The organism is Luteimonas campi, from assembly GCF_051162505.1.
In the GTDB taxonomy this organism is placed as follows: domain Bacteria; phylum Pseudomonadota; class Gammaproteobacteria; order Xanthomonadales; family Xanthomonadaceae; genus Luteimonas.
Window position 1 is genome coordinate 67130 of the sequence record NZ_JBNWEM010000006.1, and the last position, 13993, is coordinate 81122.

General features: G+C 70.4%; 14 protein-coding genes. 12 read left to right on the plus strand and 2 right to left on the minus strand.

Going from position 1 to position 13993, the window contains the following annotated elements:
• The first annotated feature begins 30 nt into the window (after positions 1–30).
• The 3 genes from ACQYVW_RS15740 to ACQYVW_RS15750 are packed head-to-tail and all read left to right on the plus strand — an operon-like array spanning position 31 to position 3232.
• Positions 31–1194: an acyl-CoA dehydrogenase family protein gene (locus tag ACQYVW_RS15740; RefSeq protein ID WP_434932677.1), complete on the plus strand. Its 1164-nt coding sequence runs from the start codon at positions 31–33 to the stop codon at positions 1192–1194.
• Positions 1191–2108: an acyl-CoA dehydrogenase family protein gene (locus ACQYVW_RS15745; RefSeq protein WP_434947625.1), complete on the plus strand. Its 918-nt coding sequence runs from the start codon at positions 1191–1193 to the stop codon at positions 2106–2108. Before ACQYVW_RS15740 ends, ACQYVW_RS15745 begins: the two co-directional genes overlap by 4 nt.
• Positions 2105–3232, plus strand: a complete 1128-nt coding sequence (locus tag ACQYVW_RS15750) for an acyl-CoA dehydrogenase family protein (protein ID WP_434932679.1) — start codon at positions 2105–2107, stop codon at positions 3230–3232. Before ACQYVW_RS15745 ends, ACQYVW_RS15750 begins: the two co-directional genes overlap by 4 nt.
• A gap of 146 nt (positions 3233–3378) precedes the next feature.
• Here the strand turns inward: ACQYVW_RS15750 and ACQYVW_RS15755 are convergent, their stop codons facing one another.
• Together ACQYVW_RS15755 and ACQYVW_RS15760 are read right to left on the minus strand one after the other, a co-directional pair.
• A complete protein-coding gene (locus ACQYVW_RS15755) occupies positions 3379–4179 on the minus strand; it encodes an enoyl-CoA hydratase/isomerase family protein (RefSeq protein WP_434932680.1) in 801 nt (266 codons plus the stop codon).
• Positions 4176–4991 (minus strand): enoyl-CoA hydratase/isomerase family protein, encoded by an 816-nt coding sequence (locus ACQYVW_RS15760; protein ID WP_434947626.1) that lies wholly within the window; start codon positions 4989–4991, stop codon positions 4176–4178. Before ACQYVW_RS15760 ends, ACQYVW_RS15755 begins: the two co-directional genes overlap by 4 nt.
• 294 nt (positions 4992–5285) lie before the next feature.
• Here ACQYVW_RS15760 and ACQYVW_RS15765 point away from each other — a divergent pair, with 294 nt between their 5' ends.
• From ACQYVW_RS15765 to ACQYVW_RS15805, 9 genes are all read left to right on the plus strand, one after another.
• A complete protein-coding gene (locus ACQYVW_RS15765) occupies positions 5286–6443 on the plus strand; it encodes an acetyl-CoA C-acetyltransferase (RefSeq protein WP_434947627.1) in 1158 nt (385 codons plus the stop codon).
• A gap of 1 nt (position 6444) precedes the next feature.
• Positions 6445–7422, plus strand: coding sequence for an NAD(P)H-dependent flavin oxidoreductase (locus ACQYVW_RS15770; RefSeq protein WP_434932683.1), 978 nt, complete (start codon positions 6445–6447; stop codon positions 7420–7422).
• Between the two features lie 37 nt (positions 7423–7459).
• Positions 7460–8209 (plus strand): electron transfer flavoprotein subunit beta/FixA family protein, encoded by a 750-nt coding sequence (locus tag ACQYVW_RS15775; protein ID WP_434932684.1) that lies wholly within the window; start codon positions 7460–7462, stop codon positions 8207–8209.
• Positions 8206–9162, plus strand: coding sequence for an electron transfer flavoprotein subunit alpha/FixB family protein (locus tag ACQYVW_RS15780; protein WP_434947628.1), 957 nt, complete (start codon positions 8206–8208; stop codon positions 9160–9162). Before ACQYVW_RS15775 ends, ACQYVW_RS15780 begins: the two co-directional genes overlap by 4 nt.
• A complete protein-coding gene (locus ACQYVW_RS15785; RefSeq protein ID WP_434947629.1) occupies positions 9159–9992 on the plus strand; it encodes an HTD2 family dehydratase in 834 nt (277 codons plus the stop codon). The genes ACQYVW_RS15780 and ACQYVW_RS15785 overlap by 4 nt, the downstream gene beginning before the upstream one ends.
• Before the next feature lie 31 nt (positions 9993–10023).
• Entirely contained in the window at positions 10024–10770 is a 747-nt protein-coding gene (locus ACQYVW_RS15790; RefSeq protein WP_434932687.1) for an SDR family NAD(P)-dependent oxidoreductase, read from the plus strand.
• Between the two features lie 10 nt (positions 10771–10780).
• Complete coding sequence (locus ACQYVW_RS15795) at positions 10781–11707, plus strand: NAD(P)-dependent oxidoreductase (protein WP_434947630.1); 927 nt, start codon at positions 10781–10783, stop codon at positions 11705–11707.
• 28 nt (positions 11708–11735) lie between these two features.
• Positions 11736–12674 (plus strand): SMP-30/gluconolactonase/LRE family protein, encoded by a 939-nt coding sequence (locus ACQYVW_RS15800; RefSeq protein WP_434947631.1) that lies wholly within the window; start codon positions 11736–11738, stop codon positions 12672–12674.
• A 95-nt stretch (positions 12675–12769) separates the two neighbouring features.
• Positions 12770–13975, plus strand: a complete 1206-nt coding sequence (locus ACQYVW_RS15805) for an FAS1-like dehydratase domain-containing protein (RefSeq protein ID WP_434947632.1) — start codon at positions 12770–12772, stop codon at positions 13973–13975.
• The last annotated feature ends 18 nt before the right edge of the window (positions 13976–13993 follow it).

The window sequence follows — 13993 nt, forward strand, 5'->3', positions numbered from 1 at the left end:
GCGACGGCGCCGCCCGGGGGACGGAATCACGTGGAGTTCGGTTGGTCGGCGGAGGAACAGGCGCACCGCGCCAGGGTCCGCGATGTGCTCGGGCGTCTGCTCCCGCCGGACTGGGAGCAACAGTCCGTGCACGGTCCCGGCAGCGACTGGCAGACCGACTACTCGCGCGAGTTCTGCGCTGCACTGGCCGAAATGGGCCTGCTGATCCCTCACTGGCCACAGGAGTTCGGTGGCGAGGACGCCGCGGTGTGGCACCAGTTCATCCTGGGCGAGGAGATGTGGGCTGCGGGAGAGCCGCGTGGTCCGCAGTACATGAACATCAACTGGATCGGGCCGGTGCTGATGCGCTTCGGCACTCCCGACCAGCAGACGCGCTACCTGCCGGCGATCCGCGAGGGGCGCGCGATCTGGTGCCAGGGCTTCTCCGAGCCGTCGGCCGGTTCGGACCTGGCCGCCTTGCGCACGCGCGCGGTGCCGGTGGACGGGGGTTACCGGGTATCGGGCGCCAAGGTCTGGACGTCCTATGCCGGACACGCCGACACCTGTTTCCTGCTCGCGCGCGTACCGGCCGACGAAGGCGGCGCCAGCGGCAAGGCCGGCATCGTCATCCTGCTCACCGACATGGCCTCGCCCGGCATCCAGGTCAAGCAGATCCCGGCCCTGATCGGCGAGGGCGACATCCACGAGGTGTTCTTCGACGAGGTCTTCGTGCCGCAGGCGGACCGCCTCGGCGAGGAAGGCCAGGCCTGGGAGATCATCAACTACGCGCTGCAGAACGAACGCGTGGGCATCGCCCGCTACGAGTTCTCGCGTCGCATGCTCGACCGCGCGGTCGCGCGGCTGAAGGCGCAGGGACGCTGGCAGGACCCGGCCGTACAGGAACGCGCGGGCCGCGCGCTGATGCTGTGCGAAGCCGCGCGCCTGCTGGTCTACCGCATCGTCGACGGCAAGGCGCGCAACCTGCCGGCCGACGCCTTCGGCGCGGTGGCGCGCTGGTCGGTGGTGCTGGCCGACAACGGCGTCAACGAATTCCTCACCGAATTCCTGCCCGAGGGCCTGCTTGACGATCCGGTGCAGGTGGCCCACCACCAGCGCGCGATCGCCGCCGGCATCGCCTCCGGCGCTGCCGAAATCCAGCTCAACCTCATCGCCCGGCGCTGGCTGGACCTGCCCTCGGAGCGCGCGCGCCCATGAAGTTCGCACTCACCGACGATCAGGCCAGCGTGCTCAACGAGCTCGAGCGCATGCTCGAGGGGCTGCCGGCGCACACCGAACCGGTGGTGGCACCCTACAGCGATGCGCTCGATGCGGCACTGTCGGAATCGGGCTTCCTCGACATCGCCCGCGAGGACGGCTTCGGCATGCTGGACGCCGCGCTGCTGGTCGAGCGCCTGGCGCGCGCGCCGCATATCGTCGAGGCGGCGGTGTCGGCCATCGTAGGGCCGGCGATCGGCCTGGAGCCCGGCCTGCGGCCGCTGGCGCTGGTGGTCGGCGATCCCACCCGTCCGACCCGCTTCCTGCCGCGCGCGCGCATGCTGGTGGCCGACATGGGCGACCACGCGCTCGCGATCGACGTCGATCCCGCGCGCGTGCAGCCGGTCGGGAGCCTGTTCGCCTATCCCTATGGCCGTCTCGATTCGATCGAGGGGCTGGCCACGCGCCGCATCGACGATGTCGCGACGCTGCGCCGCCGCTGGCGCATCGCGCTGGCCGCCGAGATCGCCGGCTGCATGGCCGGCGCGCTGGCGCTGGTGGTCGAGCACGTCAAGGCGCGCAATGCCTTCGGCCGACCGCTGGGCAGTTTCCAGGGCATCCAGCATCGCCTGGCCATGGCCGCCGAGAGCGCGGAATCCAGTCGCTGGCTGGCGCTGCGCGCGGCCTGGTCGGACGACGAAGGCGATGCTGCGCAGGCAGCCGGCTTCGCCCAGTCGCGCATCCACGCGCTGAGCTACGACCTGCACCAGTTCAGCGGCGCTATGGGGCTGACGCTGGAGTACCCGCTCCACCTCTGGACCTACCGCTTGCGGGCGTTGGCCGGGGAACTCGGCGGAGCGGGCGCGCAGGCGCGCGCCGCTGCAGCCGCCGCATGGCCGGACCACGCCGCATGACCGAGAGCCACACCGAATTCCGCCGCCGCGCCCGCGCCTGGCTCGAGGCCAATGTCCCGCGCGACCCCGCTCCCCGCGACGGCCTGGCCGCGCGCGAGTTCAGTCTGCGCTGGCAGCGCACCCAGGCCGAGGGCGGCTGGGCGGGCGTGTCCTGGCCGAAGGAGGCCGGCGGCCAGGGGCGTTCGGTAAGCGAACAGATCATCTGGTTCGAAGAGTGCGCCCGTGCCCGCGCCCCGTCGCCGCTGGGGCCGGGCTTCGTCGGCCTCAACCATGCCGGTCCGACGATCAATGCCTGTGGCGACGCCGCACAGAAGGCGTTCCACCTGCCGAAGATCCTCGGTGGCGAAGTGCTGTGGTGCCAGGGCTTCTCCGAGCCCAACTCCGGCTCCGACCTCGGCAGCGTCCGCACCCGCGGGCGGGTCGAGGGCGACGAACTGGTCATCGACGGGCAGAAGCTGTGGTCCAGCTATGCCGACATCGCCGACTGGCAGGAAATGCTGGTGCGCACAGACCCCGATGCGCGGAACTCCGCCGCGCTGTCGTGGGTGATCGTGCCGATGGACGCGCCCGGGATCACCGTGCGTCCGATCCGCACCATGGCCGCGAGCCGCACCTTCTGCGAGGTGTTCTACGACGCGGTCCGGGTGCCGCTGTCGAATATCGTCGGAGGCTTGGGCAACGGCTGGGCGACCGCGATGTCGACGCTGTCGTTCGAGCGCGGCACGGCCACGCTGGCGCTGCTGATCGAGACCGTCTCGCGCGTCGACGACCTGCTGTCCGACTGCCCCGCTTCGCGTCCGGCGATGCGGGCGACGCTTGCGACCCTGCGCGCCGAAGGCCAGGCCATCCTGGCCTCCACCTACCGCTTCGCGCTCGATTCCGAACACGGCACGCCCGACGCCAGCGGCTCGATGATCCGCCTGGCCTTCGCCGAGTTCGCGCAGCGCGTCACCGCAGCTGCCGTGGACCTGTACGGCATCGATGCGCCGCAGGTCGTCGGTGCGCACGGCTGGGGCCACGAGTACCTGCACGCGTTCTCCGAGACCATCGCCGGCGGCACCGCGGAGATCCAGCGCAACATCATCGCCGAGCGGGTGCTGGGACTGCCGAAAGAGCCGCGCTGAGGCCGGCTCGGGGCGCCGCCACGGCGCCCGCCCCTTGGATCCCGTGGCCGACCGCAGGCGCCTGCTCAAACCGACGCGCCCGTGCCGGTACTGGCGACTCAGGAGAGGGTGGATGGTCGCCAGGCGCGAAGCCTGCGCGCGTGCGCTCAGCGGCGCGCGTTCGGATCCGGGTTCCAGCGCGGCTTGCGCTTCTCGGCGAACGCCCTGGGACCTTCCTCGAAGTCGGGATGCGACCAGTGCGATTTCAGCAGCTCCCACCCGCGATCGTGCGCGGCTGGATCCGGCATCTCGGTCGCGCCCCAGATCGCGCGCTTGGTCAGCGCCATCGCCTGCGGCGAGTTCTCCAGCAGCGCCTCGGCGAGTGCGCGCGCCCGGTCCCGCGTCGACGCGGGATCGGGTTCGAGCAGGTCGACCATGCCCAGCTGGTAGGCGCGTTCGGCCGGCATGCGGTAGCCGCGGCCGGCCAAGCCCATCAGCAGCGCCGCGCCGAGGCCGGCCCGCCGCGCGATGCCGACCGACTCCAGGCCCGAGACCTGCCCGACGCTGACATGGCTGTCCATGAACGCCGCAGTGGCGCTGGCCACTACGATGTCGCTGTCGGCGACGAAGTGCAGGCCTCCGCCGTTGGCCAGGCCATTGACCGCGCAGATCACCGGCTTGGTAACGTGGCACATGCGCGGCGAGAAGCGGTTGGCCAGGACATGCGGCTGGTTGTTGAGGCTGCCCTGGCCGACCTCGAGCGCGGACACCGAGGCGCCGGTGCAGAAATGGCGGTCGCCCGCGCCGGTGACGATGGCGACGCGGATGTCGGGGTCGCGTTCCACCTGCGTCCAGGCCTGCTCCAGCGCCAGCAGCATCGCAGGCGTCATCGCATTGCCTTCCTGAGGCCGGTCGAGCGTGAGCAGGGCGATCCCGCCGTCCAGATCAAAACGCAGTGCGTCGGTCATGCCGTCCCCTCGTCTTGGCCTGCAGGCGGCCGCATGTCCTGCGCCCGCGCCGGTCGCGCATTGAGCAAGGTGCCGGCGTGCGCGGCGAAGCCGTCGTGCGTCGCGCAGGCATGGAAGGCATCGCGCTCGGCGCGCAGCTGGCCGTCGAAATCGCGCGCATGCGCGTCGCGCAGCAGCCGCGTCATGCGGCCCAGGGCCGGCGCCGGCATCCGCGCGATGCGCGCGGCCAGGTCCTGCACGTGGGCGTCGAGCGCCTCGGCGTCGACTACCGCGTTCAGAATCCCCAGCCGCAGCGCCTCATCGGCGTCGAAGGTCGGATTGAGCAGGGCCAGCTCCATCGCCTTGCGTGGACCGACCACGCGGGGCAAGGTCCAAGACGCCCCGAGGTCGCTGCTGGCTCCGACGCGCAGGTACGCCATGCTGAAGCGCGAGCCGCGCGCCGCGACCGCCAGGTCGCTGGCCAGCACCAGGCTCAAGCCCGCCCCGGCCGCGCTGCCGTGGACGGCAGCGATCAGCGGCACGTCATGAGCGTGCAGCATCGACAGCCCGCGATGCATGGGATCGATCAGGCGCGGGGCAACCTCATCCGGCGCCTCGGCCAGCATGCGCAGGTCGCCGCCCGCGACGAAGCCGCGGCCCGCGCCGCGCAGCACCACCACGCGCACCTCCGGATCGCGCACGATGGTTTCGCAGGCGCCGATGAAGCGCTGCGCAATTTCCTCGTCGATCGCATTCAGGGCCGCAGGCCGGTTGAAGACGATCGTCGCGACCGGGCCTGTGCGGCTGTACAGCAGGGCGGGTTCGGTATCCATCACGCACGGCTTCCTGCCGGCGAGAGCGTCGTCGCCGGAATGCACCGACCTTGCCACAGCATTCCGGTCATCGATTGACGACAGGCGACAAGTTACGCACGCCCCGCGACCGGCACGGCGCACCATCGAACGGACGCGCCGCGCGCTTCGTGTGAGGTGTCGTCGTTGTCGTGCGCGATCAAGCGCCAGCGCGACCCCGGTTGCTAGCCTGCGATCGACCCCACAGCAAGGCATGCGAGACGGCGGCGCGAAGACATGCGCACGCCATCGCGGACCGATCAGGATCCATACCCGATGAGCCAGGCATACATCGTTCAGGCCCTGCGCACGGCGTCCGGCAGGCGCAAGGGCGCGCTCTCCGGCTGGCATCCGGCCGACCTCGGCGCGCAGATCCTGGATGCACTGGTCGCCCGCAGCGGCATCGATCCGGCGGCGGTGGACGACGTGGTCTTCGGCTGCGTGAGCCAGGTGGGCGAGCAGAGCTTCCACGTAGGCCGCAACGCGGTGCTGGCCTCGCGCCTGCCCGACACGGTGCCGGCGGTCACCATTGACCGGCAGTGCGGATCCTCGCAGCAGGCCCTGCATTTCGCGGCGCAGGCGGTGATGTCCGGCACCCAGGACGTGGTGATCGCGGCGGGCGTGGAGAGCATGACCCGCGTGCCGATGGGCAGCCCCACGCGGCTGGCTGTCGATGCAGGCCTCGGCGGGCCGTGGAGCCAGCGCATCCAGGATCGCTACGGGGTGACCGGCTTCAGCCAGTTCACCGGGGCCAACCTGCTGGCGACCAAATATCGGCTCGACCGCGACGCACTCGATGCCTACGCGCTGCGCAGCCACCAGCGCGCCGCCGCGGCCGCCAACAGCGGCGCGTTCGCGCAGGAGATCCTCGAGGTGGAGGGTGTCGACGGCATCCATCGCGTCGACGAAGGCATCCGCTTCGATGCGTCGCTGGAGGCGATCGGCGCGGTCAAACCGCTCGAGGAAGGAGGCGTCATCACCGCCGCCAATGCCAGCCAGATGGCCGACGGCGCCGCCGGCCTGCTGGTGGTGAGCGAGCGCGCGCTCAAGACCCATCGTCTCACGCCGCTGGCGCGCGTCCACCACATGACCGTGCTCGGCGGCGATCCGGTGATCATGCTCGAAGCGCCGGTTCCCGCGACGCGCCAGGCGCTGCGCCGCGCCGGCCTGTCGCTCGACGACATCGACCTGTACGAGGTCAACGAGGCCTTCGCCTCCGTCGCGCTTGCCTGGCAGCAGGCCCTGCTCGCCGATATGGACCGACTCAACGTCAACGGCGGCGCGATCGCGCTCGGCCATCCCCTGGGCGCCTCGGGCGCCAAGCTCATGGCCACCCTGGTGCACGCGCTGCGCGCGCGCGGCAAGCACTACGGCCTGCAGGCGATGTGCGAGGGCGGCGGCCTGGCCAATGTCACCATCGTCGAGGCGCTCTGACATGGCGATCAGCACTCCGTTCTCACGCCTGCTCGGCATCGAGCATCCCATAGTCCAGGGCGGCATGCAGTGGGTGGGCCGCGCCGAACTGGCCGCGGCGGTCTCCAACGCCGGCGGGCTCGGCATCCTCACCGCGCTGACCCAGCCCACCCCGGACGCGCTGGCCGCGGAAATCGCGCGCTGCCGCACGATGACCGACAAGCCCTTCGGCGTGAACCTCACCATCCTGCCGACGATGACGCCACCGCCCTACGCCGACTACCGGCAGGCGATCATCGACAGCGGCGTGCGCATCGTCGAGACCGCGGGCTCCAAGCCGCAGGAGCACGTCGAGCACTTCAAGGCCAACGGCATCACCGTGATCCACAAATGCACGGCGGTGCGGCACGCGCTGTCGGCGCAGCGCATGGGCGTGGACGTGATCTCCATCGACGGCTTCGAGTGCGCCGGCCATCCGGGCGAAGACGACGTACCTGGCCTGGTGCTGATCCCCGCCGCAGTCGACAGGCTCGACATCCCGGTCATCGCCTCGGGCGGCATCGCCGACGGACGCGGCCTGGCCGCGGCGCTCGCGCTGGGCGCGCAGGGCGTGAACATGGGCACGCGCTTCTGCGCCACGCAGGAAGCGCCGATCCACGACAACGTGAAGCGCTACCTGGTCGCCAACGACGAGCGGGGCACCAACCTCATCTTCCGCAAGCTGCACAACACCGCGCGCGTGGGCAAGAACAGCGTCTCGGACGAGGTGGTGCGGATCCTGCAGGACCCCGAGGCCACCTTCGCCGACGTCGCGCCGCTGGTGCGCGGCGCCAAGGGCCGCGAGCTGCTCGAAACCGGCAACCTCGATGCCGGCCTGGTCTGGGCCAGCCAGTCGCAGGGCCTCATCCACGACATTCCCAGCGTGGCCGAGCTGATCGAGCGCATCGTCGGCGACGCCACCCGCATCATCGAACGCGACCTGCGCGCCCTGCTGGCGTGAACAGGGACGCGGTCCGGTTCCAAGGAGATTCAAGTTCGTGCGCAGGATCCTGGTAGGACTCAAGCGGGTGGTGGACGCCAATGTCCGCATCCGCGTCAAGCCCGACGGCAGCGGCATCGATGCCGACGGCGCCAAGCTCGGCATCAATCCCTTCGACGAGATCGCGCTCGAGGAAGCCCTGCGCATCCGCGAACGGGGCGAGGCCGACGAGGTGGTCGTGGTCAGCATCGGCCCGGACGACGCGCAGCAGCAGCTGCGCAACGGCCTGGCCATGGGCGCCGATCGCGCGATCCTCGTGCAGTCCGGCGACGCGCTCGAGCCGCTGGCCGTTGCGCGCGTCCTGCTGGCGCTGGTGCAGCGCGAGGCCCCGATGCTGGTCCTGCTCGGCAAGCAGGGCATCGATGGCGACCACAACCAGACCGGGCAGATGCTGGCCGCGCTGTGGGACCGGCCGCAGGCCACGTTCGCCTCGAAGATCGAACTGCAGGAAGGCGTGGCGCGCGTCACCCGCGAGGTCGACGCCGGACTCGAAACCCTGGAGATCGACCTGCCCGCCGTGGCCACCGCCGACCTGCGGCTCAACGAGCCGCGCTTCGTCAAGCTGCCCGACATCATGAAAGCCAAGCGCAAGCCGCTCGACGTCCTGCCGCTCGATACGCTCGGCGTCGATACCCGTCCGCGCTTCCGCGCGCTGCGTCACGCGCCGCCCGCGACCCGCGCACGCGGGATCCTGGTCAAGGACGCTGCCGAGCTGGTCTCCGCCCTCGCCGCAAGGGGGGTGCTGTGATGCGCGTGCTCATCGTCGCCGAACACGACGGCCAGCGCCTCAACGCCGCCACCGGCAAGTGCGTCGACTGCGCGCGCGGCATCGAAGGCGCGTCCATCGACGTGCTGGTGCTGGCCGCCGACGCGACCGCTATCGCGGACGCGGCATCCCGCATCGACGGCGTGGACCGGGTGCTGACGCTGGAACATCCGGCCAATGCCGACGCCCTGGCGGCCGTGCTCGCACCGCAGGTGGCGGCGCTCGCCGCGTCCTATAGCCACGTGCTGGCCCCGGCCACCACCTTCGGCAAGGACCTGATGCCGCGCGTGGCCGCATTGCTCGGCGTGGGCCAAGTCAGCGACATCGCGAAGGTCGAGTCCACCCATCGCTTCCAGCGCCCGATCTACGCCGGCAATGCCGTGCTGACGATCGAGGCGCCGGCCGACGAGATCGTCGTCGGGACCGTGCGGACCGCCTCCTACTCCGATCCGGCAAGTGGCAACAACGCACCGGTCGAAGCCGTGACGGTGGAAATCACGCTGCCGGCGCACACCCGGCTCCTCGGACGCTCCGCATCGGCCGCCGACCGCCCGGACCTGCAGTCGGCCAGGCGCGTGGTCTCCGGCGGCCGCGCCCTGGGCAGCGCGGAGAACTTCGGACTCATCGAAGCCCTGGCCGACCGCCTCGGCGCCGCCGTCGGCGCCTCGCGCGCGGCCGTGGACGCCGGCTATGTCGGCAGCGACCTGCAGGTCGGTCAGACCGGCAAGATCATCGCGCCCGAGCTGTATGTCGCCGTCGGCATCTCCGGTGCGATCCAGCACCTGACCGGCATCAAGGACGCACGCACCATCGTCGCGATCAACAAGGATCCCGACGCGCCGATCTTCGAGATCGCGGATATCGGGCTGGTGGGGGATCTGTTCACCACATTGCCGGCGCTGGAAACGGCGCTGGAAGGAGCAACGACGCGATGACTGCGCAGTTCGACGCATGGGTGGGCCGCGAAGAGCGGCGCGAAGACATCATCCATCCCGGCAGGATCGCCGAAATGGCGGCCACGCTCGATCTCGACGCTCCGCCCGGCGATGCCCTGCCCCCGGGCTGGCAATGGCTGTTCTTCAACCCGGCGGTGCGCCGCAGCCAGCTCGGCGTGGATGGACACCCCGCGCGTGGCGGCTTCCTGCCGCCGGTGGAGCTGCCGCGCCGCATGTGGGCCGGCAGCCGCATCCGCTATCTCGCCGATCTCCCCGTCGGTGCGCAAGCCGAGCGCCTGAGCAGGATCCTCAAGGTCGAAAGCAAGACCGGCAAGCGCGGCTCGCTGTGCTTCGTGACCGTGCAGCACCTCACCTCGTATGGCGGCACCACCTGCATCGAGGAAGAACAGGACATCGTCTATCGCGAGGCCACCGCGCCGGGCGGGCCGCCCGCTCCGCCGCCGCCGCGCCACGAAGCGCAGGCCCAGTGGAGCCGCGACGTCGTGCCCGACAGCACCCTGCTGTTCCGCTATTCCGCGTTGACCTTCAATGGCCACCGCATCCATTACGACCTGCCCTATGCCCGTGACGAAGAGGGCTATCCGGGCCTGGTCGTGCACGGGCCGCTGACGGCCACCCTGTTGCAGCAGTTCGCCGTCGAGTGCGCGGACGGACGGCCCTTGGCGGCGTTCGACTTCCGTGGCGTCGCGCCGCTGTTCGCCGGCCGCCGCTTCCAGCTGGAGGCCAGCGCGGACGGCGACGCGATGACGCTGTGGGCGCGCGGTCCCGATGGCGAGCTGGCGATGTCGGCCAGCGCCCGCTTCCGCTGACGTACTTCCTACACCTCTACGAGACTCCACCATGGCCCAACATTCCAGCGGTCCTGCCGACCTCACCGGCCAGGTCGCCTTCATCACCGGCGCCGCGGGCGGCATGGGCAGCGCGATCTCCCGCGCATTCCAGGCCGCCGGCGCGACCGTGGTCGCCACCGACATCGCCGATGCGCACGACGCCGGCCCCGGCATCGAGTACCTGCGTTACGACGTCACCTCCCGCGCCGACACCGATCGCGTCATCGACGAGGTGATCGCGCGCCACGGCAAGGTCGACCTGCTGGTGCTGTGCGCCGGCACCATCGCGCGCACGCCCCTGGCCGACAGCACCGACGAGGAATGGGACGCGATCTTCTCGGTCAACGTGCGCGGCGTGGTCAACCCCGCGCGCAAGCTGTTCCCGCTGATGTGCGCCAACGGGTTCGGCAAGATCCTGGCGGCCGGATCGATCGCGGCCAAGAATGGCGGTGTCTCGTCCGGCCCCGCCTATGTCGCGGCCAAGTCCGCCGTCCACGGCATGGTCCGCTGGATCGCCAAGGCCGGCGCGCCGCACGGCGTCTATGCCAACACCCTGGCGCCGGGCCCGGTGGAAACCGCGATGTGGGCCAAGGTCAACGCGGGCGCGAGCACGCCGGCCGCCAACAGCTCGGTGCCGCTGGGGCGCTGGGGCAACAGCGAAGACATCGCCCAGGCGGCATTGTTCCTGTGCTCGCCGGCATCGAACTGGATCACGGGCACGTCGCTGGATGTCAGCGGCGGCATGTGGATGGACTGAGGACCCCGGCATGACCACAGCAGACCAGCCGGTCATCGGTTTCATCGGCCTCGGCGTCATGGGCGGACCGATGTGCCGCAACATGGCGCTCAAGCATCCGGGCGAGGTGATCGCCTACGACGCGTACGCGGCTGCGTTCGCGGCGCTCGACGATACCGGCGCCGTCCGCGCCGGGTCGGTGGGCGAAGTCGCGGCGCGTGCGGACATCGTCTTCCTGTCGCTGCCGGGCGGCACCCAGGTCGAGGCGGTGTGCACCGGCTCCGGCGGCCTGGCCGAGGGCGAACGCAAGCCGGCGATCGTGGTCGACCTGAGCACGACCTCGGTCGAACAGGCCCTGGCCGTGGCCGCGAAGCTGGCCGCGCACGGGATCGCCTTCGTCGATGCACCGGTGGCGCGCACGCGCGAGGCGGCGCAGCGCGGCGAACTGAGCGTGATGGTGGGTGCACCGGAAGCGCTGTTCGCCCGGGTCGAGCCGCTGCTGCGCTACATCGGCACCGACGTGACCCTGTGCGGCGACACCGGCTGCGGCCAGGTGGTCAAGCTGGTCAACAACGCGCTGGTGTTCGAGAACACCCTGGCGCTGGCGGAGATGATGGTGATCGGCGAGCGCGCAGGCGTGGCGCCAGCCACCCTGCTCGACGCGGTGTCCAAGGGCTCGGGCGACAGCTTCGCCCTGCGCAACCACGGCCGCAAATCGCTGCTGCCGCGCAGCTTTCCGGAAAAATCCTTCCCGCCCGAGTACGCGCTCAAGGACCTGGGCTACGTACTGGAACTCGCCGGTCACGTCGAGGTGGACGCGCGCGTGGCGCGGCTGGCGCAGCGCTACTACGCCTCTGCCGCCGAGCATGGTTGGGCCGGGCGCTACTACCCGGCCGTGATCGAGGTGATCGACCGCGGCCTGCCGGTGGACGTCTCGGCCGATGGTGCGCCGGCATGAGCTTCGCCCTGGCGACGGAGACGATCGAATGAAGCAGCTGCGGCTCGAGGGCGAAGTGATCGCCAGCGGATTGCGCTTCCCCGAAGGCCCCATCGCCCTGCCCGACGGCAGCCTGCTGGTGGTCGAGATCATGGGCGCACGCCTGCTGCGCATCATGCCCCACGGCGGCATCCAGGTCGTGGCGGAGCTCGGGGGCGGGCCCAACGGCGCGGCTATCGGCCCGGACGGCCACTGCTACGTGTGCAACAACGGCGGCTTCTCGTGGCGCACCGACGACGGGTTCTCGCGTCCCACCGGCGCCGCCGCCGACTATCGCGGCGGCTCGATCCAGAAGGTAGACCTGGCGACCTGCACGGTGCGCACCCTCTATACGCACTGCGGCGACACGCCGCTGCATGGGCCGAACGACATCGTGTTCGATGGCGATGGCGGCTTCTGGTTCACCGACTTCGGCAAGAAGCTCGACGACCGGCTGATGACCGGCGCGGTCTATTACGCGCGTACCGACGGCAGCCTGATCAAGCGCGCGGCATCGCACCTGCTGACGCCCAACGGCATCGGCCTGTCGCCGGACAGCCGAACGCTCTACGTCGCCGAGACCGAGACCTCGCGCCTGTGGCGCTATCCAGTCACCGGCCCCGGCGAGCTGGCGCTGGCGCCCTGGCCCTCGCCCAACGGTGGCGAGCTGGTCCACGGATTGCCCGGCTACCAGCGTTTCGACTCGATGGCGCTGGAGGAGAACGGCAACATCTGTGTCGCGACCCTGGTCAACGGGGGCATCAGCGTGTTCTCCTCGGACGGCGAGCTGCTGGAATTCCATGCCGCGCCCGAGGGCTACTGCACCAACCTGTGCTTCGGCGGGCCTGACCTGCGCACCGCCTACGTGACCCTGTCCGGATACGGACAGCTGCTGGCCGTGCCGTGGGCGCGCGCCGGCCTTTCGCTGGCGGGCAAGCCCCGCTCCTGACATCCACCGCGTCGACCGAACGATCCGCGTTGACGTACTCTCGCAGATAATGCATTCTGCATTTCACATCAAACATTGTTCAACGGAGAGCGCACGTGAGTACTGAAGTGAAGGGAGACGTCGGTTCCGCCCCCGTCCAGGGCGTCATCACCGACGAGGCGGTTGCCGCCGCAAAGGCCATGATCGGCCTGCACCTGCGTCCGGAAGGGCCCTACCTGCAGGACGCCACCTCCGACACGCTGCGCAACTGGTGCAACGGCATCGGCGATCTCAACCCGCTGTACCGCGATCCCGGCTACGGCCACAACACCCGCTACGGCACCCAGATCGGCCATCCGATGTTCCCGATGGCGTTCGGTTGGCTGGGCCGCACCCGCTGGGGCCTGCCCGGCGTGCACGGCTTCTACGCCGGCAACGACTGGGAGCTGTTCCGCCACGTCCGCCCGGGCGACCGCATCACCGCGATCGAGCGCGTGGTCGGCGTCGAGGAGAAGCAGAGCAAGTTCTCCGGCCGCCTGGTGCTGCAGTACGTCGAGGCCTGCTACTACAACCAGCGCAGCGAGCTGGTCGCGCGCGCGCTCGGCACCTGCACCCGGCATGAGCGCAAGGCCGCGCGCGAGGCAGGCAAGTACGCCGAGATCACCCAGCACGAATACACCAACGAAGAGCACGACCGTATCGACCAGGCGGTGCTCGACGAGCCCAAGAACATCCGCGGCGCCAATGTGCGCTACTGGGAGGACGTCGAGGTCGGCGAGGAACTGCCGCCGATCGCACGCGGCCCGCTCTCGCTGATGGACACGATGGGCTTCCTGGTCGGCTGCGGCCGCGGCCACACCCACGGCGTGGTCCTGCAGGCGGCGGTCAAGCATCCCGGCCACTTCTTCCGCAACCCGGAAGCCGGCGGCGGCGTGGAGTACACCGGCATCGGCCACCACCGCGAGTCTGTGGCCAAGGAAGTCGGCGTGCCCGGCACCTACGACTACGGCCCGCAGCGCTCGTCCTGGATGTGCTCGCTGGTAACCAACTGGATGGGCGACGCCGGTTTCCTCAAGCGCGTGCGCACCGAGATGCGCCGCTTCAACATCGTCGGCGACACCACCTGGTGCAAGGGCAAGGTCGTGCGCAAGTACGTGAAGGACAAGACCGGCCTGGTGGACATCGAACTGGCGGCCGAGAACCAGCGCGGCGAAGTGACCACGCCCGGCATCGCCACCGTGGCGCTGCCCTCGCGCGACGTGAAGCTGCCCGCCTTCATCGACGGGTCGGCCTGCGACCTGGAACTGCCGATCACCCGCTGATCGGCACGACCAGGACAG

What these genes read in the sequence shown, in the direction of transcription:
- ACQYVW_RS15745 (WP_434947625.1), top strand. Translation starts at nt 1,191, where the DNA reads ATGAAGTTCGCACTCACCGACGATCAGGCCAGCGTGCTCAACGAGCTC.
- ACQYVW_RS15750 (WP_434932679.1), top strand. Translation starts at nt 2,105, where the DNA reads ATGACCGAGAGCCACACCGAATTCCGCCGCCGCGCCCGCGCCTGGCTC.
- ACQYVW_RS15755 (WP_434932680.1), bottom strand. Translation starts at nt 4,179, where the DNA reads ATGACCGACGCACTGCGTTTTGATCTGGACGGCGGGATCGCCCTGCTC.
- ACQYVW_RS15760 (WP_434947626.1), bottom strand. Translation starts at nt 4,991, where the DNA reads ATGGATACCGAACCCGCCCTGCTGTACAGCCGCACAGGCCCGGTCGCG.
- ACQYVW_RS15765 (WP_434947627.1), top strand. Translation starts at nt 5,286, where the DNA reads ATGAGCCAGGCATACATCGTTCAGGCCCTGCGCACGGCGTCCGGCAGG.
- ACQYVW_RS15770 (WP_434932683.1), top strand. Translation starts at nt 6,445, where the DNA reads ATGGCGATCAGCACTCCGTTCTCACGCCTGCTCGGCATCGAGCATCCC.
- ACQYVW_RS15785 (WP_434947629.1), top strand. Translation starts at nt 9,159, where the DNA reads ATGACTGCGCAGTTCGACGCATGGGTGGGCCGCGAAGAGCGGCGCGAA.
- ACQYVW_RS15790 (WP_434932687.1), top strand. Translation starts at nt 10,024, where the DNA reads ATGGCCCAACATTCCAGCGGTCCTGCCGACCTCACCGGCCAGGTCGCC.
- ACQYVW_RS15795 (WP_434947630.1), top strand. Translation starts at nt 10,781, where the DNA reads ATGACCACAGCAGACCAGCCGGTCATCGGTTTCATCGGCCTCGGCGTC.
- ACQYVW_RS15800 (WP_434947631.1), top strand. Translation starts at nt 11,736, where the DNA reads ATGAAGCAGCTGCGGCTCGAGGGCGAAGTGATCGCCAGCGGATTGCGC.